Annotated in this window: 21 protein-coding genes; all 21 read left to right on the top strand. The window is 36.9% G+C overall.

Annotated elements, in window-relative coordinates; all coding sequences use genetic code 11:
• Positions 1–211 precede the first annotated feature (211 nt).
• The 21 genes from LS684_RS18915 to LS684_RS18815 all read left to right on the top strand — a co-directional run bounded on the left by LS684_RS18915 (position 212) and on the right by LS684_RS18815 (position 23,701).
• On the top strand, positions 212–874 hold the full coding sequence (locus LS684_RS18915) for a restriction endonuclease (protein ID WP_233808412.1): 663 nt from the start codon (positions 212–214) through the stop codon (positions 872–874).
• Positions 817–1,983 (top strand): hypothetical protein, encoded by a 1,167-nt coding sequence (locus LS684_RS18910; RefSeq protein ID WP_233808411.1) that lies wholly within the window; start codon positions 817–819, stop codon positions 1,981–1,983. Before LS684_RS18915 ends, LS684_RS18910 begins: the two co-directional genes overlap by 58 nt.
• Before the next feature lie 175 nt (positions 1,984–2,158).
• Complete coding sequence (locus tag LS684_RS18905; protein WP_233808410.1) at positions 2,159–3,739, top strand: LA2681 family HEPN domain-containing protein; 1,581 nt, start codon at positions 2,159–2,161, stop codon at positions 3,737–3,739.
• A gap of 26 nt (positions 3,740–3,765) precedes the next feature.
• Complete coding sequence (locus tag LS684_RS18900) at positions 3,766–4,914, top strand: AlbA family DNA-binding domain-containing protein (protein ID WP_233808409.1); 1,149 nt, start codon at positions 3,766–3,768, stop codon at positions 4,912–4,914.
• 427 nt (positions 4,915–5,341) lie between these two features.
• Positions 5,342–6,298, top strand: a complete 957-nt coding sequence (locus LS684_RS18895) for an S-layer homology domain-containing protein (protein ID WP_233808407.1) — start codon at positions 5,342–5,344, stop codon at positions 6,296–6,298.
• A 743-nt stretch (positions 6,299–7,041) separates the two neighbouring features.
• Entirely contained in the window at positions 7,042–7,833 is a 792-nt protein-coding gene (locus LS684_RS18890) for an SRPBCC domain-containing protein (RefSeq protein ID WP_233808405.1), read from the top strand.
• Positions 7,834–7,865: 32 nt separating this feature from the next.
• Positions 7,866–8,309, top strand: coding sequence for an SRPBCC family protein (locus LS684_RS18885; RefSeq protein ID WP_233808404.1), 444 nt, complete (start codon positions 7,866–7,868; stop codon positions 8,307–8,309).
• 601 nt (positions 8,310–8,910) lie between these two features.
• Positions 8,911–9,633, top strand: a complete 723-nt coding sequence (locus tag LS684_RS18880) for a GntR family transcriptional regulator (RefSeq protein ID WP_233808402.1) — start codon at positions 8,911–8,913, stop codon at positions 9,631–9,633.
• A 120-nt stretch (positions 9,634–9,753) separates the two neighbouring features.
• On the top strand, positions 9,754–11,097 hold the full coding sequence (locus LS684_RS18875) for a M20 family metallopeptidase (RefSeq protein ID WP_233808400.1): 1,344 nt from the start codon (positions 9,754–9,756) through the stop codon (positions 11,095–11,097).
• Positions 11,098–11,163: 66 nt separating this feature from the next.
• A complete protein-coding gene (locus tag LS684_RS18870; RefSeq protein ID WP_233808399.1) occupies positions 11,164–12,732 on the top strand; it encodes an ABC transporter substrate-binding protein in 1,569 nt (522 codons plus the stop codon).
• Between the two features lie 65 nt (positions 12,733–12,797).
• Complete coding sequence (locus LS684_RS18865) at positions 12,798–13,715, top strand: ABC transporter permease (protein WP_233808398.1); 918 nt, start codon at positions 12,798–12,800, stop codon at positions 13,713–13,715.
• Positions 13,716–13,727: 12 nt separating this feature from the next.
• On the top strand, positions 13,728–14,645 hold the full coding sequence (locus LS684_RS18860; RefSeq protein WP_432418784.1) for an ABC transporter permease: 918 nt from the start codon (positions 13,728–13,730) through the stop codon (positions 14,643–14,645).
• A 15-nt stretch (positions 14,646–14,660) separates the two neighbouring features.
• Positions 14,661–15,653 carry an ABC transporter ATP-binding protein gene (locus tag LS684_RS18855; protein WP_233808396.1) on the top strand — a complete coding sequence of 331 codons (993 nt, stop codon included), beginning with the start codon at positions 14,661–14,663 and terminating at the stop codon, positions 15,651–15,653.
• Positions 15,650–16,648, top strand: a complete 999-nt coding sequence (locus LS684_RS18850; protein ID WP_233808395.1) for an ABC transporter ATP-binding protein — start codon at positions 15,650–15,652, stop codon at positions 16,646–16,648. Before LS684_RS18855 ends, LS684_RS18850 begins: the two co-directional genes overlap by 4 nt.
• A 24-nt stretch (positions 16,649–16,672) precedes the next feature.
• Positions 16,673–17,791 (top strand): NAD(P)/FAD-dependent oxidoreductase, encoded by a 1,119-nt coding sequence (locus LS684_RS18845; RefSeq protein WP_233808394.1) that lies wholly within the window; start codon positions 16,673–16,675, stop codon positions 17,789–17,791.
• A 38-nt stretch (positions 17,792–17,829) separates the two neighbouring features.
• Positions 17,830–18,150, top strand: a complete 321-nt coding sequence (locus LS684_RS18840) for a (2Fe-2S)-binding protein (protein WP_233808392.1) — start codon at positions 17,830–17,832, stop codon at positions 18,148–18,150.
• Positions 18,147–19,235, top strand: a complete 1,089-nt coding sequence (locus tag LS684_RS18835) for an NAD(P)/FAD-dependent oxidoreductase (protein ID WP_233808390.1) — start codon at positions 18,147–18,149, stop codon at positions 19,233–19,235. The genes LS684_RS18840 and LS684_RS18835 overlap by 4 nt, the downstream gene beginning before the upstream one ends.
• Before the next feature lie 30 nt (positions 19,236–19,265).
• Complete coding sequence (locus LS684_RS18830; RefSeq protein ID WP_233808388.1) at positions 19,266–19,595, top strand: (2Fe-2S)-binding protein; 330 nt, start codon at positions 19,266–19,268, stop codon at positions 19,593–19,595.
• Positions 19,595–20,668 (top strand): NAD(P)/FAD-dependent oxidoreductase, encoded by a 1,074-nt coding sequence (locus LS684_RS18825; RefSeq protein ID WP_233808385.1) that lies wholly within the window; start codon positions 19,595–19,597, stop codon positions 20,666–20,668. Before LS684_RS18830 ends, LS684_RS18825 begins: the two co-directional genes overlap by 1 nt.
• A gap of 309 nt (positions 20,669–20,977) precedes the next feature.
• Positions 20,978–21,313 (top strand): hypothetical protein, encoded by a 336-nt coding sequence (locus LS684_RS18820; protein ID WP_233808384.1) that lies wholly within the window; start codon positions 20,978–20,980, stop codon positions 21,311–21,313.
• A 702-nt stretch (positions 21,314–22,015) separates the two neighbouring features.
• Complete coding sequence (locus LS684_RS18815) at positions 22,016–23,701, top strand: hypothetical protein (protein ID WP_233808383.1); 1,686 nt, start codon at positions 22,016–22,018, stop codon at positions 23,699–23,701.
• Positions 23,702–23,850: the final 149 nt, after the last annotated feature.

Here is a 23,850-nt window from a genome sequence, read left to right as displayed (position 1 = left end):
GTCGAGTGTGTATGGCTTATCCCATCAGTTGAGTTCGAGAAATTGGCATACTTAAAAAAGAGCTGCGAAAATTATAAATCTTTTTACAGGTTTTCTGCTAATCCTCTTACAGATACAGATACAAATCAATGGTCTAGGTATCGAATTCCAAAAGAAAAACTAGGACAAGAATTACTTCGGATAATAGATTCTGATTGAAAAGGGTGAAAAGATGACAAAAAAAGATAGAAAAGCTATTTCTAATGGGATTGCTGTATTATTTCTATTAACCGGATTATTTTTATATTGGAGGGTGTTTAGTAGTAATAATATTTACATATTTTTTGGGATAATACTAGCTACACCAATTATTGAAGCAGTAATATATTCAATTTTTCCAGGTAATAAAACTAAGAAGAGCAGTACAAGTAAACACCACGTCAAGAAAAAGGGAAATATTAATTGCTCACCTAATCGGTTACGGGAAGATAAAGAAATAATAGCTTCAAGATTAGAAGACTTGTCCTGGCGTGAATTTGAGCGATTGTGCTTTCTGTATTTTAAAGCCAGAGGATATAAGCCAAGGGAAACGGGAGAGGGAGCAGACGGTGGTGTAGATTTAATTATTTACAATCGACATCATAAAGCAGAAGAAGCTATTCAAATTAAACACTACATAAGTTCTGGAAATCAAATTACTGTAGAAAAAATAAGAGAACTGAACTCAGCAAAACGTAATCATAATTGTGTGCTTTCAAGGTTTATTACGACCTCGGGTTATACAAAAGATGCTTTAAAACAGGCAGATGATTACAAGATGATCTGCCATGATTTGAATTGGGTGAAAAACAAAATCATAAAGTGGCAAGAGCAGGAACAGAAGAAAGTTGTGTGACCAATAGTAGAATGGCAAGGTTTAAAAAATATATCTATCCAGGCTTGGGAGTGAAAATTTTGGTATCAGAAATCGAGCAAATAAAAAGAGATTTTTTTTCAAGTTTTAATACAATAAAAAATAAGGTTTTAGTAAAGGAATGCTTTCATGAGGATGAGGATTGTTCTGACAGAATTATAAAAGCTCATTCTGTACAAAACAACAAAATATTAAATGCTATATCACAAGATGGAATGGTTCTTATGTTTGACCACGATGTAGATGATGAAATGGCATTACATTCAAAAATGAAGCCCAAAGGGAGAAAAGTAGCCACTACATTTACAGGTTTTTGTGGACATCATGATACCGCAATATTTAATCCAATAGAGAACTTTGATTACGAGAAAGGAAATAAAGAGCAGGATTTCCTTTTTGCTTATAGAGCACTCGCTAAAGAGTATCATTCTAAGAAGTCAGTGGGAAACATTTATAGGCACATGTTGACATTACTAAGAGAAGAAAGATATGAAGAGATGAACAAACGTTTTACGGCGGATAATATACCGAGTGAAGAACACAAATTTTTCATGCAAGAATTGTTTAGTACAAACTTAGTAGGGAATGAAGATGCTGAGCAACGGTTTGAACGATTTAAGGGATGGGCAAATAACTGGTTAAATGCTGGTGAATTTAATAATATTGTTACTCATACTTTGGAGTTTGAAGAAGAATATCATCTGGCTGTATCATCAACCACTTATATTGAGAGGGACCTAAATAATAATATTATAAATGATTTAAGTGATTGGGAAACTATGTTAGCCCCGTTATTTATAACTGTATTTCCTCAAAACGGCAAGACTTATGTACTACTAAGTCATTTTGCTAGAAATAATAGAAGATACAGGAGATTTACCGAACAAATTGTGAATAGTAACATAGAGGAACAAAAAATAATTATATCCAATATCATCTTAGCTTACATAGAAAATTTTGCTTTTTCCCCAACTAAATGGGATGGAATGAGCAAAGAATCAAGGGATGAAATTGAAAGTACTTTCTTAAACACTTCTTTTGAAATTGACAAATCGCTTTTAAAAAATGAGAATGTAAATCTATTTGTTTAAATTATAAGAAACCACATCAAGTTATAGCTAATTAGGGACCCCACTGAGCAGACAAAAGTTAAGCATGCTTGGTGGATCTTTTTTATTTTAATAAAGTTTCTAAACCAACAAAGAACATCAAAGTTGTTTTTTGATATTGTAAAATATTAGATAGAGACGATGAGGAGGGTAATTCATGTTTAATGAAGATGTGCATACTGTTGGGGTATTTGCAGATAGAGCTTTTGATGAAAAAGATACAGACACCTTACAAAGAATAGCTCATGATTGTTTGGAATGGGTCAAATCTGGAGAGTACACCCTTCTTGAGAAAGGGATTCTTGCTTATCATGGTGCGACCTCCTACAGCAACTATGTACATCTAAAATACAAGGGTGCTTTGCGTTACTCCGATGATATGAATAACGAACAAGATTTTGAGATGTGTTTATTATTGTTTCGATTATCTATTGAAAATTTAACTTCGTATCAAGAGGAAGCAGATTTGAAGGAAGGGTCAGAAGAAAGTCAGTATTTTTCTACATATCTATTAATGGCATACACTAACTATGCTAACTTGCTACAAAAATGCGGCAGACTTATGAAGGCTCTTTCTTACTTGAAGGTTGGTGTAGGAAGGGACTTTCCGATTGCCATTGGGAACTTTGCTGGGTTTTTAATGGAATATGCTACATTTGATTATGACAAAGGGCATCAATCTGTTTTTGCTAATGAATCTTATCAATTATTAAAAGAAGTGTTGGAATTTGAAAATATAGAAGAGTATGCTTATAAACACTATGAGGGCTTAGTTGCTAAATTAGAACAGTTTTACCCGATCGAATTTTTAGAAGAACCGTATGAATTTGAAGAATATTCATTAGGGGACTCTGAGGAAGAAGTAGGATATCGAAAGTGGTGTCTTGAAAATACCTTTTTTCTTAATACGTTAAATGATGCTTTTCCTTATTCCGTCTCTGCAACTGATATTCTTCATTTACCTAACATTGTTACTAAAATTGATGAAGGACCAAGGTTTCACGGTTTGTTCAACCAGATAAAACAGGAATTTGTATCTGCTAGATATATGGTATATGATGCCTTGTCTTCTGAAGGAGCCCATTTTTCAGATAAAGATGTCCACCTTGTTAATACCTTAGATTATCCTGCTTACGGTATTTCAATAGAAAAAATGAAATATTCCTATAGAAGTTTATATTCCTTAATTGATCGGATTGCATTTTTTGTGAATGAGTATTTTGAAATTGGGATTAAGGAAAGGGATGTTTCCTACCGTTCGATATGGCAGGACAAAATTAGAAAAGGGAAAAATTCATATAACTTAAAAGTGAATTTAAAGTCGAGGATGACAGGTGAGGAAACGTTTAACCTTCCATTAATCGGTCTTTACTGGTTATGTAAGGATATAGGGAAGCAAAAGATAGAGCACCACTATATAGAACCTGCAATTGAACATATATCGAAAATTCGCCACCATTTGGAGCATCGTTATTTAAAAGTTCACGACAGTGTTTTGTATCCCATAACAAAAGAAACTTGGGAGAATAGAGATGATCCATTGGCTTATTCGATAACAGTTGATGAATTTAAAGATGCAGCTATGAGGTTACTTGCTTATGTACGAGAAGGGATCATTTTGTTGTCTATGGCGGTTCATCTGGAAGAACTACGTAAAAGAAAAGACAAGGATTCTGATGAAATAATAATGCCGATGTCCATGGATCGTTACGATGATGAATGGAAACGACTTTTTTAATACACTGTTTAATAAAGGGGTTAATTATGCGAGGTAACTTTGAGGAGAAAATTTATAAGTTAATTAGCAAAAAGACTGAAGGTGAATATTGGGATTTTAAACAAGAGTGGCATAAGGATAATGAAAGGCTGTTACATGACATTCTTTGTTTTGCAAATACCGTACACGACATGGATTGCTACATTATTATTGGAGTTTCTGATGATGGAGAGATTATTGGGCTTAGTGATGAACACCGAGTTAAGCAAGTAGCAATATTAGATTTACTCTCCAACACAGTTTTTGCAGGTGATAATACGCCGGAGGTAAGTGTAGAGACCATTAGAATTGATTGTAAGGACATTGATATCCTTACAATTTACAACACATATAATGTACCTTTTTACTTAAAGAAAAAAGGCAAAAGGTACAGTAATATAAAAGAGGGTTGCATATACACAAGAATTGGAGATAAGAATACTTCGATCAGTCAAAATGCTAATATGCAACAGATTGAAATGTTATGGAAGAAACGACTTGGCTTAACCCAACCACCATTGAAACAGATAGTTAATAGATTAAAGAACAAATCTGAATGGGTTGAAAACAACGAAACACACTATAATATTTATAAACCAGAGTTTAAGCTTGTAGAAGAATATGAAGATGATGAGTACGATAGAAGATCAGAGGAGTTTTATGTGTACTCCCAGACAAACTCTAAGTTCATGTATAAAAATTTAAAAATCATGTGTAATGAAACGGTTTTAGAAGATTTTCAATTAGTGATTTTAGATAGCGGAAGGTTTAAAACACCAATACCTCAGTGGGGCTATGTCGGCCGTGATCAATGGGGTATCAATCACAAATACTCATACAAGTATTATTTGAAGGATAGTATTGATTATGAACTGCAGCAGTTCTTCTTTGATGATGAGGATATGGAAGAAGTGTATGCAAAAAGAAATCTTGATGAAGTGGTTCTATATTTTGAGAATGAAGCGGAAAAGCTATCCTTTGAGTCTTATGTCGAGTGCAAACTGACAATTATAGATTCTAATATTACTGAATCAGAAAAAGTTCATTTTACGGTTGATACAGGTAATAAAAGAGAAGCCAAGGTAAACAAACATAGGTTATCAGTAGGCTTAGCATTAAATAAAGCATTTCAAGATTATAAAGAGTCATTTAAATAAATTCGTTAGAAGACAATATAATAGAAGAAGCTTGTTCCTAATAGCTCGCTACTAAATTGTTGGTGGGCTATTTTATTTTGTTTATTTATAATGATAGCACTGTTAAATCATCGGAGTGAAAGGGGGCACTATATAATAGTAAAAACCCAGACTCTTTCAATTTATATATTAAAATTTTTATCCATACGTCCTCACGACGATGCTCCGCCAGCCATTGGAAGCAGGAAAGGTTACGAGGTACAAGAAACGCGGTTCCCTGTCCCAGATGTCAGCAGTTTACCTGTCCCAGAACCTGTCCCCTTCGCTCTAATTTAAGGATATAATTACCTGTATTTCAAATATATTTAATTTGCTATAATCTCTTAAGTAAATGATATTTTACGTAGATTAAAAGTTTAAAATAAAACAATAAAAGGAGATTACCTCTATGAGTAATGTAAAAAAATTGCTAGCTTCGGCATTAATGGCAACATTAGTTTCATCTGCTGTTCTTCCATCTGTATCTGCTTCTGAAGTTAAGCCTTCAGTTTCAGTAGCTGCACAAAAGGCAGATGATTACGGATTCAATTTGGATCATCCCTTCACAGATGTAGGTTCTAGATATGAAGATGCAGTTGCCTTTCTTTATGATGCTGAAATCATTAACGGGAAAACAGCCACTTCATTTGGAACGAATCACAACCTAACAAGAGGAGATGCAGCGGTAATATTAGCAAACACTCTTGGCCTAGATACTGACAATGCACCAGATGCAGGCTTTAAAGATCTTAATTCTCGTGTGGCAGGTTCGGTTAATGCATTGGCTGACGCTGGAATTGTTTCAGGGAAAACAGCTGATACCTTTGGGACGAGTGACCCATTAAGTCGAGGAGCAATGGCGAAATTCCTTTCATTGAGCTTTGAATTGGAAGCATACGCAGAACAAACTCCTTTTTCAGATGTTGGCGGTGTATTTGCTCCTTATATTGAAGCATTGTATGGAGCAGGGATCACAACTGGAAAGACAGAAACTTCTTATGGTACTCACACAAACATCACTCGTGGTGATTTTGCTAATTTATTATATAGAAGCATAATGTTTATGATTGACAATGTATACCTTCCGTATGCTGAATCCGTAACTTCAATAAGCTCTACTTCTTTTAGTATCACATTAAAGGAAGCAGCTCCTGAAGATTATACAGCGGGGAATATTTGGGATATGTTCATGGTTGACATTGAATTAGAAGACGGTTCTTCAATATATGTAAATCCATCTTCTATATCTCTATCTCCAGACCGTAAAGTACTAACCGTTAACCATGCATCATATGACTTAGCTGGAAAATCCGGCACGATTTGGGTGGATAATGAGATCTCTGTTGATTTCAATTACATGAACTAATTTGTAGGGACAAGGTAAAAACTACCTTGTCCCTATTAAAATTTCTTTATTGAGGAAACATCAGTCGTACGTAAATTATATACTGAATAATTGGTTCATGCTTTTCTAGCTCTCTAAAGACGTGTAATACCTTTTATATATGTTAGTAAAGATGGAGGAAGAATAAGACTCCTATTATGGGTATCCTTTGGAATACTAAAAAAACTATTCATGAGAGTAGCACAAACTATTTTCTTCACTAAGGCACTTTATATTTTATCATTCACTTCTAGTAAGCTTCTTTTTCCACCTTTAAAATTCTACTTCAACAAAAGTATTTTTACTCACACTCCTCAATCTATAAGATTCCACTTTTCTTATTCTCAAAGACCCTTCTCATTAGCTGGATATCCCGAGGTATTTCCTCACTTAATTGACCAGTAATTGTTACTTACTCGAGTTCTGACATGGAGAAAATAATGGTTTCTCTTTTGCATATAGGACTTATCAGCCCATTCCTAGAGCAAATGGACAAGAATAAGAGGGACTCTGAAAAGGATAGAAGGAGTATCCATCAGACAATTATCAAGAATCACAAGGATTATCCCAAATTGTTATTCAACTCATAATATAGGGCCTGCCTCTATATCCCCCCACTTGACCCCCCAGTTTGAATATGTTACCATAAGGTCACATAAAACGTGTGACTTTTTGTTCACATATATTTGAACATTAAAAACCGCTCAAACGAAAGGGTCATTGTAATGGAAGAAGCTCTTACTACCGTATTTAAAGCTTTGGGACACCCGATTCGACGGCATATTCTAGACATTCTCAAGCAGTCGCCTAAAACGACGGGTGAACTAAACGATTACTTTCCTGAAGTGACAAGATACGCGATAATGAAGCATTTGAAGATTTTGGAAGATGGGAATTTGGTGGTAGTACGTAGAGAAGGAAAATATCGTATGAACTTTCTTAATGCGGTGCCACTTCAAGAAATTCATGATCGCTGGGTAGGGAAGTATATGCAATCTACTGCCAGTTCATTGTTGAATTTACGTGGGATTATAAATCAAAAAGGAGGAAATGAACAGATGACACAAGCTACTCAAGAAAACAAAAATCAATTCCATATTGAACAAGAGGTATTTATCGAGGCGACGCGTGATGAAGTGTTTAAAGCTTTAACAGAAAGAGTCGAGGATTGGTGGGAATTTCGAATTGCCCCAAAAGGTGTAAAATCTTCCTTTACGTTTGAACCTGTTCCTGGTGGACAATTTATTGAAAAATGGGGTGAAAACGAAGGGGCAATCTGGGGAAATGTGTATTATGTCAATGCACCAACAGAAATCCGCCTAATAGGACACCTCGGAATGCAAGGAGCTGTAAACAGTGCGTATACCTATCGCCTTGTAGAAAAAGAGGGGGGAACTTTGTTACAGCTTTCTCACTTAGCATCAGGAATCCTCCAAGAAAATTGGGAACAGGACCATAAAAAAGGCTGGGAGTACCTTCTAGGAACCCTTTTAAAAACGTATGTAGAAAAGAAATAACACACAAGTTATATCCACCGGAGGAATTAGAAATGGTAGACGTCCAAACCGAAATAATCATAAAATCGCCCATATCAAAGGTATCAGCATACGCATCGAATCCAGATCATGCACCTGAATGGTATGTTAACATTCAATCCGCAAAATGGAGAACTCCTAAGCCACTCATGCTCGGATCTCAAATTGAATTTAAAGCCAAATTTCTCGGTCGTGAATTAACCTATGTGTATGAAATCGTCGAATATATACCTGATAAAATGCTCGTTATGAAGACCGCAAATGGACCATTCCCAATGGAAACAACTTATACTTGGCAAACAATAGACGACAAGCAAACACGGATGAAACTAAGAAATAAAGGTGAACCAACAGGCTTTTCTAAAGTGTTTTCCCCCGTTATGGCAACCATGATGAAAAAGGCTAATATGAAGGATCTAGAAAAAATTAAGTCTATACTCGAAAGAGCGCCACGTTAACGGTTAATGGTACAAGTATGTTGTCCGAAAGGAAAGGGGACAGGTACATCGTCCCCATTAAGAGGTAAACAAAGCAGTATTACTAAAAAAGGGCCTGAGCCCAGTGGAAAAAACTGTAGAGAGGAATCCCTACAGTTTTTTTGTTTGAGTGAATTAACAACTCACTACATATTATAGTAGTGTCTCAGCATCAATGGTTTCTCCATAATTAGGAATAGGCTTAAAAAAATGATTTGACCAACCGGTGGGATATTATTGCAACAAAAGTATAATATTACATTTTTATTGGATCAGGTGATGAAATGTAATAAATATTAATATGTTATAATATTTATTAGTAGTGAAAGGGATAAGCAAACTTAGGCAGTAAACTTATCCCCATCAAGTTATGGGGAGATAAAACTGTCCATTTACTCAACAGGATCCATAGTTTGGGATTATTTAATTTTTATTTAAGGATTTGAGGTTTCTATATTTACCGCTAAATAATTAAATTTTCTAAAAATTTATATTGATTTTTTAGGCAATAGTTGTTAATCTAAATACAATAGTAACATTTAAAAGATATAACATTATAACATTATGAATTAGGTGTATGAATATGAAATTAGATAAAAACCTTCCAACGCCCTTGTATCATCAGGTGAAAGATTATTTAGAAGAAAAGATTGTAATGGGTGAATGGGAACCTGGATATCAACTTCCAGCTGAAAGAGAATTGGCAGAACAATTTAATGTAAGCAATATTACAGTCAAAAGAGCTATCCATGACCTTGTTAATAAGGGCATATTATTCCGCCAAAGAGGAAAAGGAACATTTGTAAGCAAAAAAGAGGATAAGGATATTTACCAACTTGTTACTTTAAGAAACGAAGTTGAAGATCAAACTCCACATCCACATAAGACTTTAAGCTTTGGGGAAGAGGAAGCTGGGAGCATCATTAGCAAAGCTCTTAATATTGATGCGACTGATAAAGTATATAGAATTCACAGATTGAAAATTGAAAAAGAGGAAACAGTAGGTATTGAATATACCTATATCCCATCTAGCATCATACCTAGCTTGACTCAAGAAACAATTGATGATGATTTGATCTACAATATGTTTACTAATAAGTATGGGGTACAGCTCGAAAAAGCAAAAATCTTTTTTTCAACAATTGTAGCTTCTGAATCTGAGGCGAAGCTACTAAATATACCGGTGGGCGAACAGTTAATTGTATTAGAGAGATACACATATTCCGAAAGTCAACTGACTGTTGAATATTCGAAATTTGTTATAAGGCAAGATAAATCAAGGTATTTTATAGAAGTTAGATTGTAAAAAAATCTAATGAATCATTAAAATTCTCATTTTTTTATAAAGATATAATATTATAACATTATATCTTTTCGTATAAGTTATGGTTTTTTAATTAAATATATATAGAAGGGGATGGACTAAATGGAGAAAGTTTTTCAATACATAGACGAGAATAGTGAACAATATCTTAATTGGCTTATTGAAGCTTGTAACCAACCAAGTGTATCAGCCCAAAATCGTGGAATGATTGAGATGAAGGAACTAGTAAAAAGTTTTCTAAGTAAGGTAAGTGCGGAGATAGAGGAAATTGAAACAGAGAGATACCCAATTATTTATGGTGAAATCAATAATGGAAAAGAAAAGACACTTACCTTTTATAATCACTACGATGTGCAGCCAGATGATCCTATCGAGGAGTGGTTAAGTGAGCCATTTAAAGTGGAGATTCGAGAAGGAAAAATCTTTGCTCGAGGGGTAGCAGATAATAAAGGGAACTTACTTGCTAGAATATGTGCAGTTCATGCCTATCAACAAGTGTATGGTGAACTCCCTATTAATCTGAAATTTGTGTTTGAAGGAGAGGAGGAAGTTGGAAGCCCCCATCTAGAGTATTTCGCAACAAACTTCCCGGAAAAGTTAAAAACAGACGCAATGATCTGGGAAGGAGGAACTCGTGGAGTCGAAGATAGAAGGCTTAATGTCGGTTTAGGAGTGAAAGGAATTAGTTATTTGGAACTCGTTTGCAGAGGAGCCAATACAGATCTGCACTCTTCTGAAGCAGCAATTATTGAAAATCCCGCTTGGAGATTAATTTGGGCATTAAATACTTTAAAAGATAAAGAGGAAAATATTTTAATAGAAGGATTCTTTGATGACATTGCTCCGTTAAGTGAAAAGGAAAAGAAATATATCCAATCCATGCACTTTGATGAAGAAGAGATTAAAGAATTATATGGAATTAAAAGCTTTCTCAAAAATGTGACTGGGGAGCGATTAAAAGAAGTATTAACAGCCGCTCCAACTTGCACGATTTGCGGGATATCTTCCGGTTATATAGGAGAAGGCTCTAAGACGGTGCTTCCATCTGTTGCAAAAGTAAAATTGGATTTCAGATTAGTACCGAATCAGACTCCGGAAAGAGTGAAAGAGCTTCTTCGAAATCATCTCGACAAGCATGGGTTTGAAGATATTGGAATTCTGCAGTCTCATGGAATCCATCCTTTTAACACCAACCCTGAAGATCCTTTCGTAGATGTGGTGCTTGACAGTATTAGTGAAGTGTATGAGGAAAAGCCAGTTATTTTAAGAAACTTAGCTGGTTCAAGCCCGATGTATAAGATGCTTAAAAATACAAATATCCCTGCAGTTCAAATTGGAGTAGCCAATCAACAATCAAATTATCATGCTCCGAATGAGAACATCTATATCGATGACTACATACAGGGAATCAAAGTTACTGCATCTGTCATTAAAAATTTCAGATAAATCAATTAATATGAATAATCTGAAATATTTTAATAATAAATTTTTACTTTTCAGGGGGGAAGAGGAATGATGAAAAAATATTGGACACTAGTCGGTCTACTTTTAGCAGCAATGTTGTTAGTAGCTGCCTGTAGTGGCGGCGGCTCCACTACATCAGGGAAAAACGATCAAGGAAGTGAAGGGGAAAAAACGGAGGAGAGAACAACGTTAACCATTGCGCAGAGTGCAGATTTGACTTCTATGGATCCTCAAAACTCTTTAAGTACTACTGGAGACAGAGTATTTAGAAACATGTTTAGTCGATTGTTTTACCGTGATAGTAACATGGAAATACAACCAGAACTAGTTGATACGTATGAAAATGTGGACGATGTAACTTGGCACTTTAAGTTAAAAGATGGTGTTACCTTCCATAATGGGGACACGTTAACAGCCGAAGATGTAAAATTCAGCCTTGAGCGTGTTATGAATGATGATACGTTAAAGGAATTCCCTTATTTCAAACAGTTTGTAGAAGTAAATGTGGTTGATGAACTAACAGTAGAAATTAAAACAGATGGACCAATGCCAACGATCCTTCCCTTACTAGCGAAGAGTGGTTCTGATGTCTTACCGAAAAAATACTTTGAAGAGGTAGGAGTTGAAGAATTTCAAAAAGGTCCGGTTGGATCAGGTCCATATCAATTTGTTGAATGGAAACGTGATGATAGAGTCGTTCTAGAAGCATATGATGGTTTTTTTGGTGAAGCACCAAAATGGAAAGAAGTAATCGTGAGAGCCATCCCCGAGAGTTCAACACGTGTTGGAGAATTGCTAACAGGTGGCGTAGATGTTGCAACAGATGTTCCGCCAAATGAGTGGGAACGTGTAAATGGTCAAGATGGGGTATCTTTAGTAAACGGGGAAACAACACGAGTTATGTTGATTATGCTACGTCATACAGATGGGTTTGTAACATCAGATCCAAAAGTAAGGGAAGCGATTGATTTATCGATTAATGATCAAGCGATCGTTGATTCTGTATTAAGGGGTACAGCCGTTCCTGTTCGTTCTCGTGTTCCAGAAGGAGTTATTGGTTCCAATTCAGACCTTTATGATTCATATGTATACGATTTAGAAAGAGCGAAAGAACTAATGAAAGAAGCGGGCTATGAAGATGGACTTGAATTAACCTTTACTGCACCAAAAGGTAGGTATCCACTTGATGGAGAAGTAGCACAACTAGTGGCGAGTATGCTAGGTGAAATTGGGATTAAGGTCAATTTAGAACTACTTGAGTCAAGTGCATTCTTAGATAAATACAGCTCAAATTCTAATGAGGAAATGATTATGATTGGGTTAGCAGATGGTCTATTAGATGCATCATATTCATTAGTTCATTACACAAAAGAACGTGCAGCTGGTCAAACAGATTACTATAACGAAGAAGTTGAAGAATTATTCCTTACAGCTTCACAAAACCTAGACTCTGAAGAGAGAAATGCGCAGTTCCAAAAAATACAGGCGATTGTTGCAGAAGAAAGACCTCATATCTTCTTATATCAACAAGGAGCGAATTATGGGGTAAGTGACAGTGTGAATTTTACCCCAAGACTAGACGAGGTCATTAATTTCTCTGATGTCACGTCAAAGTAAAATGGATAAGCGGGCTTGAAATGATTGTTCATTTCGTCCCGCTTCCTTATTAAGGAGGTTAGATTTTGAAGAAGTATCTTTATAAGAGATTACTACAAATCATTCCAACCTTGTTTATTATTACTTTTGTAGTTTTTATACTAGTCTACTTGGCCGGAGATCCTGTTTCTTTAATGTTACCTGAAGATGCTTCTGACGCTGACCGGGAGGCACTTAGAGATGCATTGGGACTTAATCAACCATTCCTCGTACAGTATGTTACTTTTTTAGGTAACTTAGTAACTGGTGATTTCGGTACTTCCTTTCGATATAGTCAAGAAGCTTTACCACTAGTCCTGGAAAGACTTCCAGCAACATTCGAATTAGCAACTGCCTCTATGATTGTTGCAACGATGATTTCTATTCCATTAGGTATTTATTCGGCTAGAAAAAGAAATAGTTTTGTAGATTTGTTTATTACAGGAGGATCCGTACTTGGGAAGGCTATGCCGAACTTTTGGTTAGGGATCATGCTGATATTGTTATTAGCAGTTAATTATCAAATATTCCCAGTTTCGGGACGAGGGACACTTGCTCACTTAGTTTTACCAGCTATTACTTTAGGTACGGGGATAGCGGCTGAAATGACGAGATTGATTCGTTCAAGTATTATAGAAATCTTGAATCAAGATTATATTCGAACTGCTAAAAGTAAAGGGGTTAGTGATTCGAAAGTAGTGTACATCCATGCATTCCGAAATTCATTAATACCCGTCGTGACTATCATGGGGCTGCAGATTTCGTCACTTGTTAGCGGTGCCTTAATTACAGAGACTGTTTTTTCTTGGCCAGGTCTTGGTTTACTTTTAGTTCAAGCTGTAAATGGCAGAGATATGGCGATTGTACAAGCGGCCGTTTTTGTCATTGCCATATTGGTTATTGTGATCAATCTAGTAACAGATCTTGTATACAGATTATTAGACCCTAGGATTAATTACTCGTAGGAGGTGGGAATCGTGGAAGCAAATGTTAAGGTGAGCCAACAAAATTCGGTTACGCCGGTGTTGAAAATAAACCCATGGATGCGGTGGATAAAGCTACTATTACATAGTAAAACAGGAACCGTTGGGTTTCTTATCGTCCTTTCAGTCATTCTAGTTGCCATATTTGCCGATGTATTAGCTCCCCACGATCCAGCAGCCAATAATTTGGGGGATATGCTTAAGCCTCCTGCTTGGTTAGAAGGAGGGGCATTCACCTATTTGCTGGGAACAGATAACTTAGGTCGGGATATCCTTAGCAGAATTATCTATGGAACACGTGTATCACTTTTAGTAGGGGTTTTTTCTGTTATTTTAGCAGGTGTGATTGGAATTATTGTTGGGCTCTTAGCTGGTTATTATGGTGGAATAATCGACAATGTGCTTATGAGAATAGTAGATTCCTTCATTGCCATTCCTAGTATCTTATTTATTCTTGTAGTTCTCTCCGTATTTAACCCAAGCTTAATCGTGTTAATCATTGTCATTGGGTTTACGAATTGGGTGACATATGCCCGTGTTGTTAGGGGAGAAGTACTAAGTATAAAAGAAAGGGAATACGTAAAGGCTTCTAGATCCATTGGAACAAACAACATAACAATTATGCTTAAGCATGTTCTACCTAATATCCTTTCTTCTTTTATTGTTATTTCAACACTGAGCGTTGCAACAACGATTGTCCTCGAAGCATCTTTGAGCTTTCTTGGGTTGGGAATTCAACCACCAGAAGTTTCGTGGGGCGGAATGTTAACAGACGGCCGGAATTACCTAGCTACAAACTGGTGGCTTGCAACCTTTCCAGGTATTGCGATAACAGTGACAGTACTTGGAATTATTTTCTTAGGTGATTGGCTCCGAGATGTATTAGATCCAAGAACTCAAACGAGAAAATAGAGGGGAGGCCACAAAATGAATACAAATGAAACACTATTAGAAGTGAAGGAATTAAAGACATATTTTTATACAGAACATGGTGTTGTACCATCTGTTGACGGAGTTTCTTTCCACGTGAAAAAAGGAGAAACGATTGGAATTGTAGGTGAATCGGGATGTGGAAAAAGTGTCACTTCTCTATCACTCCTACAGTTGGTAAGTGAACCTGGGAAAATTGTAGGGGGAGAAATTCTATTTGATGGAAAAGATTTAACTAAGTATTCAAATAAACAAATGAGAAAAATTCGTGGAAATAAAATCTCCATGATCTTTCAGGAACCACTTACATCTCTTAACCCCGTATTTACAGTTGGTATGCAAGTATCTGAATCCATTCGTCTTCATCAAAGGGTAGATAAACAAAAGGCGAAGGTCATTGCTATTGATATGCTTGCAAAAGTTGGCATTACAAACGCTGAGAAAGTGTACTCATCCTTTCCACATCAGCTAAGTGGGGGAATGAGACAAAGGGTAATGATAGCTATGGCCTTATCTTGTAATCCTCAGTTGTTGATTGCTGATGAGCCTACGACCGCTTTGGATGTTACCATTCAAGCTCAAATCATCAAACTTATGAAGGATTTAAGCAAGAGATTAGACACGTCCATTATTATGATTACTCATGATTTAGGTGTAGTTGCTGAAATGGTTGACAGAGTCATCGTCATGTACGCAGGACAGATTGTTGAACAAAATGATGTTTTTGAGTTATTTAAAAATCCAATGCATCCTTATACAAAGGGACTGTTAAACAGTACTCCAAAAATTCATCAACTTAACGATCAGCTGGAATCAATTGAAGGAAATGTTCCTAGTCCTTCGCAAATGCCTCGTGGTTGTAAATTCCACCCAAGATGTCCTTTAGCTATGGATAAATGTAAATTAATGGAGCCTCCTTTGTTTCAAATAAATGAAGGGTCAGAGGTTAGATGTTGGTTGAGTGAGGAAGAAGGTGAAATGGCTCTATGATGACCACAAATACAAGTGATGATTACCTTTTGAAAATAGAGGGTCTTAAGAAGTATTTTTCTAGCTCAACAGGTATGTTTCAAAAATCACACCATCATGTCAAAGCAGTTGATGGAATTGACCTTTTTGTGAAAAAGGGAGAAACCTTAGGAATTGTTGGGGAATCTGGCTGTGGGAAGTCTACTACAGGAAATCTCATTTTGAGATTGTTAGAGCCAACTGGGGGCAAGGTTATCTTTGAAGGGAAGGACCTAACGACTTTATCCCACCGGGAGATGCAAAAGGTACGTAAAGACATCCAAATGGTATTCCAAGATCCATTTTCCTCGTTGAATCCTAGAATGAGAGTGTTTGATATTATTGCTGAACCATTGCGAACGCATAAAGTATATAAGGGGAAGCAGCTTGGAAATGAAGTATATGAATTAATGGAAACAGTGGGGTTAGATCGGTCCTTTGCCAAAAGGTTTCCTCATGAATTTAGTGGGGGACAGCGGCAAAGAATTGGAATAGCAAGAGCTTTGGCTCTTAAACCAAAACTAATTGTATGTGATGAACCAGTCTCGGCCCTTGATGTTTCTATACAAGCACAAATATTAAATCTATTAATTGATCTGCAGAAAAAATTTGAACTCACTTATATCTTCATTGCCCATGGGATTCCAGCAGTCAAATATATAAGTGATCGAATTGCTGTTATGTATATGGGAGAAGTAGTAGAAGTTGCCTCAAAGGAAGAGTTATTTAGTCACACCCTTCATCCGTATACAAGTGGGTTAGTCTCGGCGGTACCTCTCCCTGATCCTACGCTTAGGGAGAGGGAAGACCGTCTAATACTCGAGGATGATTTACCTACACACATGGATGATCTAATAGGTTGTAGATTCTATTCTAGATGTCCTTTTGGGACAGAAAAATGCAAAAATGAGCGACCTGTGTTAAAGGAGATTCGTCAGAACCATTACGCAGCATGTCATTACCCCGTTTTACAATGATTGTAAAGAAAGGAGCATGTAATAATGAAAGTGATTGTAATAGGTTCTGGGATAGTAGGATCGAGTACGGCTTATCACCTTGCTAGGAAGGGAATAGAGGTAGTGGTAGTCGATAAAGTTCATCAAGGGCAAGCCACTGCTGCTGGGGCTGGGATTGTATGTCCATGGATTACAAGTGTTGAAGACCCTAATTGGTATACAATTGCTCGAAAAGGAGCCCTCTATTACCCTGAGCTTGTTTCGGCTATTGAAGAGGATGGGGAAACAGAATTAGGCTACAGGATAGTTGGGGCAATGGCAGTGAGTAAAGATGATGAGCTTTTAGATACCATTGAACAAAGAATTCTTGAACGAAAAGTTGATACGCCTGAAGTTGGAGTAGTCACCCGTCTATCTGCAGAAGAAGCGAAAAATCTTTTTCCTCCATTAAATGATGACCTTAAAGCTGTACATGTAACAGGAGGAGCTAGAGTGGATGGGAGATTATTAAGAGATGCGATGCAGCGGGCAGCAGAGAAGCGCGGTGTAGTTCGCCATACAGGAGAAGCAAGTTTAGTCGCTGCTAATGGGAAAGTAACGGGTGTAAAAGTGAATGAGGCAGAGATTTATGCGGATAAGGTGATTGTAACAGCAGGTGCATGGACGAAGCAATTACTTGCTCGGTTTGGGATTGATATATCAATTGAGCCACAAAGAGGGCAAATTATTCACTTTAAAGTGAGAGATGAAGATACTTCAAATTGGCCGGTTGTTCTCCCTCAGAACAGTTATTATATGCTTGCATTTGATGATTCAAGAGTAGTAGTTGGAGCCACAAGAGAAAGTGGAACCGGGTTTGACTATCGACACACAGCGATAGGAGTAAAAGAAGTGATTGAAGCAGGGCTTGATATGGCACCAGGTCTTGCAGACAGTACTTTACATGAGATGCGCATTGGATTTAGACCAGTAGGTCCAGACATTCTGCCACTTCTTGGGACTATTCCCGATTTAGACAATTTAGTTATTTCTACAGGACTTGGTGCATCAGGTATTACCATGGGTCCATACGTTGGTGTATTGGCTGCTGAGCTTGCTCTTGGAAATGAGATCGATGTGGAATTAAGTCCTTATCATCCTTTAAGAGCTACTCAGAAAGTGTAAGTTTTGAACCCTATTAATCCATAAGTAGGTGTGTATTAATGAATATTATTGAGAGTCATCCGGTGTTTGGAAATAAAAACCTTGAACAGGTTACGATCTATTTTGAAGGTCAGCCCTTCGAAGCCTATAAGAATCAAAGTATTGCTGCTGCTTTAATGACAAATGGAATTAAGAGATTAGGAGCTAGTAGAAAGAATGTGCAAGCAAGAGGTCTCTTTTGTTCGAGTGGCAGATGTTGTAGTTGTTATATGACGGTTAATGGAGAAGATCATGTTCAAACATGCATGAAGAGAGTAGAGGAAGGAATGGAGATTTTCCCTAATAATGAAGATCCACAGATCAGGAGTGAGAGGGAATGAATAAGGATGTATTAATTATTGGTGGTGGTCCGGCGGGGCTTTCAGCTGCAGTAGAGCTTGCTACAAGAAACGTTTCCGTTGCCATTGTAGATGAGGCTCTTGAACTTGGTGGGAAATTACGTCAACAAACACAAATTTTAACTTCTTTACCAGTACCATCGGAGTCTTTAAGAGGGTTTGAGTTAGCTGATAAATTAATAAATGAAGTTAGTAATCTTCCCGTTCATCAGCTCCTCGGTCATCGAGTGATCGGATTTTATGAAAATGGAAGTGTGGGCATTACCGATGAACAAAATGTTATTCCGGTAAGTGCTAAGAACATTATTGTTGCTACAGGAGCCTATGAAAAAGCAATTCCCTTTCTGAAATGGACCCTTCCCGGAATCATGACAATTGGCGCTGCGCAAACATTGATTAATAAAGATTTCGTCATTCCAGGTAGAGAAGCTGTTGTAGTGGGAATCAGTGATTTTTCATTAGATGTTGTAAAGCAATTAAAGAGTGTCGGAGTCCATATCAAAGCGATGATACAGCCAAAAGGTCAAGTACAAAAATACAGTAGTGAAAAACTAGAGAAGGCGCAATCCTTAGGAATTCAATTCTATCAACAGGCAGAAGTCCTTGAGGCAAAAGGGAATGGCAAAGTTGAAGAGTTGGTCATAGAACACGAAGGGCAACAACTATCTTTTCAGGTTGAATTTGTTTGTATTGATGGGGGAAGGTCTCCTATTTTAGATGTTTTCTATCAGTTAGACTGTTCCTTTGGTTATAGTGAAGCACTTGGAGGATGGGTTCCGCAGTATGATTCAAACTTCCACACAAGTACTCAAAATGTCTTTCTTGCTGGGAATGCTGCTGGGGTTAGCCGCCAAGATGTCTTACTTTTAACAGGGAAGTTGGCAGGTGTTAGCGTTTGTGAGAACTTGCAAGTACTTGGTAACCAAGAGGCTAACTCTATTAAAAATGTAATTTGGAAAGAAATTGAAACAGTAGAGTCCAATTATCTACCAGATGTATGGAAGGCTAGAAAAATCCACATAGAACATTTTTTACAACCTATGCTAAAAGATCAATTCATCTCATAGAGAAGGGGATGAGTAAAAGAAGGTGTATAAATGGATAAAGCAACGATAATCTGTAAGTGTGAAGAGATCACGTATGAGGAAATAGAGGAAGTGATTGGACATGGAGCAGAAGCATTTGATGATATTAAAAGATTAACACGTTGTGGAATGGGCCCATGCCAATCCAAGGTTTGTTCTCACCTTGTTTCTCAGGTCATTCATGAAGTAACAGGTAAGCCATTCGATGAAATCCCTGTGCCACGTACAAGAATGCCGATATCTCCAATAAAGATTGAAACGCTAGCGACAAACAGCACAGAGTTCTCTACTGTCAAGTCAGTTCTTGATGAACTCAAGCTAGAGGATGGGAGGGTGAAATAATGATTAAAGACTATGAAACGATCATAATTGGTGCTGGAGTAGTAGGAAATAGCATCGCTTTCCACCTTTCTGAAAGAAGCCAAGAGGGTATTTTGGTATTGGATAAGAAATTTCCTCTGTCTGGTACATCTGGTTCAACACAGGCTTGGGTGTGGGTACATAATAAAAATCCTTCCTGGTATGCTGAATTTAGTATGTACAGTGCTGAACTTTATCCGTATTTATCAAAAAAGATCGGGGATGTGGAGTACAAGCGTACAGGGGGCTTGTCTCCATTTTTCAGTGAGAAGGATAGAGATAAAGCCATAAAACTCGCTGAGGCATATAGGGAAATTGGGATAAATATTAAGATTCTAACAAGAGAAGAAGTGCTTGAAAAAGAGCCTTTTCTAAATCCTGCCGTTGCAGGTGCAACTTTTAGTAAAGTTGATGGAAATGTAAATCCTTTTCGTTTAGTGGATTTGCTTATGAGGGCTGCTAAAAAACAAGGGGTTGAATATTCTTACCATAGTATGGTGACAGGTGTAGAAAAGAAAAATGATTATTATATTGTTGAAAGTAATAAGGGCATCTACCGGTGTAAAAAACTTATTATTGCTAGTGGAACATGGTCACGTGAGGTAGGAAAAATGCTAGAGATTAATATTCCAATTAATCAATTAAGAGGCCAAATTTTAGTCACAGAACCACTTCAGCCATTCCTTAACTACACCATAAGCGGGATGAGACAGGCAAATAACGGAGAAGTATTAATTGGTTATTCAATGGAGAATGCGGGTTTTAATCGAGCTACAACTCTTGATGTTATACAGGAAACGGCGAACCTAGCTCAACATTATGTTCCTGCAATTAGAAAGGCCAAGATTGTACGTGCGTTCTCAGGAATAAGAGCTATGCCTGAAGACGGTTTTCCAATCTTAGGTAAGGTTCCTGGCAAGGATAACTTATATGTAGCAGCAACTCATAGCGGAATAACGCTTTCACCAATAATCGGAACACTATTAACAGAATTAATTATTGATGGAGAAACATCTATCCCAATTGACCGATATTCGATTGAGAGATTTGGATAGCATTGCGGTGATCCAAGTGCTCCAAGTGGACGGGTTCCTCGTCCACTCTCCCAAAAGGGGGCAGTTTTTGTTTGGTAACAAGTAAGAAAGCTCTCTGGCTATTTGAATAGCAAGAGAGCTTTCTTACGTTTGATATCTTCAGTGATCTTCAAAACTCTTCAAGAGGAGAGAGGTAGTCATTTAATTCACTGAAAGTAATAGCAAAAACATGATCCATAAGTAAAGAGCGATAATAAAATGTCCCACAAAACCAATGATGGTAAATACATTTCTCCATTTAAGAAGAACCAATAATCCGATAATTGGACCATGGGACCGGGTACCCTGTCCCATTTAGATGTTGGCGGTGTATTTGCTCCTTATATTAAAACATGTATGGAGCAGGGATCACAACTGGAAAGACAGAAACTTCTTATGGTGCTCACACAAACATCACTCGTGGTGATTTTGCAAATTTATTATAGACGCTTATTGTTTATAATTGACAATGTATACCTTCAGTATGCTGAATCCGTATCTTCAATAAGCTCTACTTCTTTCAGCATCTCATTAGAAGAAGCAGCTCCTGAAGATTATACAGCTAGGAATGTTTGGGATATGTTCATGGTTGACATTGAATTAGAAGACGTTCTTCAATATATGTAAATCCATCTTATATATCTCTATCTCCAGAACGTAAAGTACTTACCGTTAACCATGCATCATATGACTTAGTTGGAAAATCCGGCACGATTTAAGTGGATAATGACATTTCTGTTGTTTTCAATCATAAGAACGAATAGGTCCAGGGGGACATGGTAAGAAGGCTCATTTGAGATAATTCTCAAGTGGGCTTTTCTTTATGCCCAAAAACCGAATAAATAGTGGTCCAAGTGGTCTGGTACCTTGTCTCCAATATACAATTCCCGAGATGTTGTTGCTGATAGGAGACAAGCCCGGGACACAAGCATAATATTTTTTTAGTTCAGAGTTGGTTGGATGTGATGAAAGAACTTTTTTAAGTTTAGGCATTTATTTGTATATGAAAAAAGCTGACTCAAATAAGTTAGCCCTTTTAGTTAGATATGCTCAGTTTAACACTTACTCTAATAACTATATACGAGTAAAAATATGGAAGTTAGTAGGTGGATATTTACAGTTATTAAGTGTTTTTTTGTGGAAAAATTGGAAAATTTGACTTCTGAATGTATTATTCGGCAAGTTTTATTAAGGTCAATAGTCATGTATTTTAAAAGTAATTATATTGTGAAAGGTTCATAAGAATCATTTTATATATAATAATAGTGTTTTAGTGATATAATGATATAAAAATTGAATAAAATTACATATTTGTAAGGTGGGCTTTTAATGAGATATGGTTCAAGCAATAATTTAAAAAAGGCAAAGAAAAAGCACCTGGCAATAAAGGCCATAGGAATGGGCGCATTAAGTGTCATGTTATTCGGTCAGCCACTACAATCTTTTGCTGTTGGGGATGATACCACAAGCATCACAACTGAAAATACCACACCGAATTCATCAGGTGATACTACTACTGATGCAAATCACACGGAAGAAACAACTAATCCAAGTGAGTCAACAAGTCCCGCGGAAGGAACAACTAATTCAAGTGAGCAGACAAGTCCAACGGAAGAAACAACCAATCCGAGTGAGCCAACAAGTCCCACGGAAGAAGTGACTTCACCTACTGATTCAATGGAAGAGATACTACTTCCCCCAACGTTAAGGGAAGTCTCAACAGAAATAACACTTTCTACTTTACGTTCTATGTATCAAGGAAAAGAAGTAATTCTCTATGATCCACTAAATCAAGTGATGGATTTAACTGAAGATACTCTTATCGAAGATGGTCAATCTTTTACAGTTGACGGTGATAGATATATTCTTGTGATCACTATAAATGGTGGTGATACTAGTGGAGGAACATTATCGACACCACCAACTCCGCCATCTGATGGAAATTCGGTGACACCATCAACTTCGCCTTCTGATGGAAATTCGGTGACACCATCAACTCCGCCATCTGATGGAAATTCGGTGACACCACCAACAAATATTGATGCAATACAAACACCGACAACACCTAAGACACCTGATGAAGTCAAAGAAGAGGTTAAAGACATCAAAGGCCAAGCCAAGCAAAAGAAAGACCAAGTCAAAGAAGAAGTGAAAGACGGTCAAAGTGCAACGAAAAAAGCAGAAGAAACGATCAAAAATCTTAATGAATTGAATATTAAAGGAAAAATTACGAAAGATGTAGTAATAGAAGCGGTAGCTGTTCTTGAGGTGACCTCTGAAAAATTAAAAGCGGAAAAACAATACAATGCGGTTATTGAACAAGTGGCTGAAACCGTAAGAGTATTAGAGGGAGCTGTTGATAATTCGGTTATTGAAATGTTTGTCAAAGAAAACATTTTATCTTCCTCTTCTGTCTATAAGATGATTGAACATTTGAAATTAAGTGACGCAAATACAGCTGTATTAGAAAAACTTGCTTCTGAATACAAACAAGTAGAAACTAAAGTTATAGATGAATCCAAGAAAATTTTTGAAATAAAGGCAAATAAAAACTATGATAGAGCAATTGCTAATGTGGCAATAACCGTAGCTGAATTAGTTGAAAAAGAAGTTAACCCGATTAACGTAAAAGCATTTGTAAAAAAGAATTTAACTTCATCTGCATCAGTAGAGAGAGTTCTTGAAACTCTGGATCTTAACAGTGAAGTGGCACAAGAAATTGAAAAACTTTCTGAACAGATCAAAGTGTCTGAATCTATGATGATTCTATCAAAACAAGCCGTGATGCAATTGCTTGCTAAAAAACAGTACGGTCCTGCAATTAATGAAGTCACTATTGCTACTAAAGAGTTGATCCAAAATGATACTCACCCAGCAGCTATAACTTTGTTTATTAAGCAAACATTAGCTTCTTCTACATCTGTTGAGAGAGTTATCAAACAATCAGGTGCAAAAGGAGAAACATATATTGCTCTTAAAGAACTACTTGCTAATTATAAGGAAGCTGGTAAATAAAGATGTGGAACATGTGGAACATGGGTGGAACATGGGGACGGGTTCCTCGTCCCGTTGGGTGTGGAACATAGGACCGAGTACCCTGTCCTGGGCGGTCCGTAGTTCCTTAGCTAATAACCTTTTATAATTAATCCCTTCTCGTGTGAGAG

The sequence above is a fragment of the Cytobacillus spongiae genome (genome assembly GCF_021390075.1).
This window is presented reverse-complemented; position numbering and strand designations above follow the sequence as displayed.

What these genes read in the sequence shown, in the direction of transcription:
- LS684_RS18915 (WP_233808412.1), top strand. Translation starts at nt 212, where the DNA reads ATGACAAAAAAAGATAGAAAAGCTATTTCTAATGGGATTGCTGTATTA.
- LS684_RS18905 (WP_233808410.1), top strand. Translation starts at nt 2,159, where the DNA reads ATGTTTAATGAAGATGTGCATACTGTTGGGGTATTTGCAGATAGAGCT.
- LS684_RS18900 (WP_233808409.1), top strand. Translation starts at nt 3,766, where the DNA reads ATGCGAGGTAACTTTGAGGAGAAAATTTATAAGTTAATTAGCAAAAAG.
- LS684_RS18895 (WP_233808407.1), top strand. Translation starts at nt 5,342, where the DNA reads ATGAGTAATGTAAAAAAATTGCTAGCTTCGGCATTAATGGCAACATTA.
- LS684_RS18890 (WP_233808405.1), top strand. Translation starts at nt 7,042, where the DNA reads ATGGAAGAAGCTCTTACTACCGTATTTAAAGCTTTGGGACACCCGATT.
- LS684_RS18885 (WP_233808404.1), top strand. Translation starts at nt 7,866, where the DNA reads ATGGTAGACGTCCAAACCGAAATAATCATAAAATCGCCCATATCAAAG.
- LS684_RS18880 (WP_233808402.1), top strand. Translation starts at nt 8,911, where the DNA reads ATGAAATTAGATAAAAACCTTCCAACGCCCTTGTATCATCAGGTGAAA.
- LS684_RS18875 (WP_233808400.1), top strand. Translation starts at nt 9,754, where the DNA reads ATGGAGAAAGTTTTTCAATACATAGACGAGAATAGTGAACAATATCTT.
- LS684_RS18870 (WP_233808399.1), top strand. Translation starts at nt 11,164, where the DNA reads ATGATGAAAAAATATTGGACACTAGTCGGTCTACTTTTAGCAGCAATG.
- LS684_RS18855 (WP_233808396.1), top strand. Translation starts at nt 14,661, where the DNA reads ATGAATACAAATGAAACACTATTAGAAGTGAAGGAATTAAAGACATAT.
- LS684_RS18850 (WP_233808395.1), top strand. Translation starts at nt 15,650, where the DNA reads ATGATGACCACAAATACAAGTGATGATTACCTTTTGAAAATAGAGGGT.
- LS684_RS18845 (WP_233808394.1), top strand. Translation starts at nt 16,673, where the DNA reads ATGAAAGTGATTGTAATAGGTTCTGGGATAGTAGGATCGAGTACGGCT.
- LS684_RS18840 (WP_233808392.1), top strand. Translation starts at nt 17,830, where the DNA reads ATGAATATTATTGAGAGTCATCCGGTGTTTGGAAATAAAAACCTTGAA.
- LS684_RS18835 (WP_233808390.1), top strand. Translation starts at nt 18,147, where the DNA reads ATGAATAAGGATGTATTAATTATTGGTGGTGGTCCGGCGGGGCTTTCA.
- LS684_RS18830 (WP_233808388.1), top strand. Translation starts at nt 19,266, where the DNA reads ATGGATAAAGCAACGATAATCTGTAAGTGTGAAGAGATCACGTATGAG.
- LS684_RS18825 (WP_233808385.1), top strand. Translation starts at nt 19,595, where the DNA reads ATGATTAAAGACTATGAAACGATCATAATTGGTGCTGGAGTAGTAGGA.
- LS684_RS18820 (WP_233808384.1), top strand. Translation starts at nt 20,978, where the DNA reads ATGGGACCGGGTACCCTGTCCCATTTAGATGTTGGCGGTGTATTTGCT.
- LS684_RS18815 (WP_233808383.1), top strand. Translation starts at nt 22,016, where the DNA reads ATGAGATATGGTTCAAGCAATAATTTAAAAAAGGCAAAGAAAAAGCAC.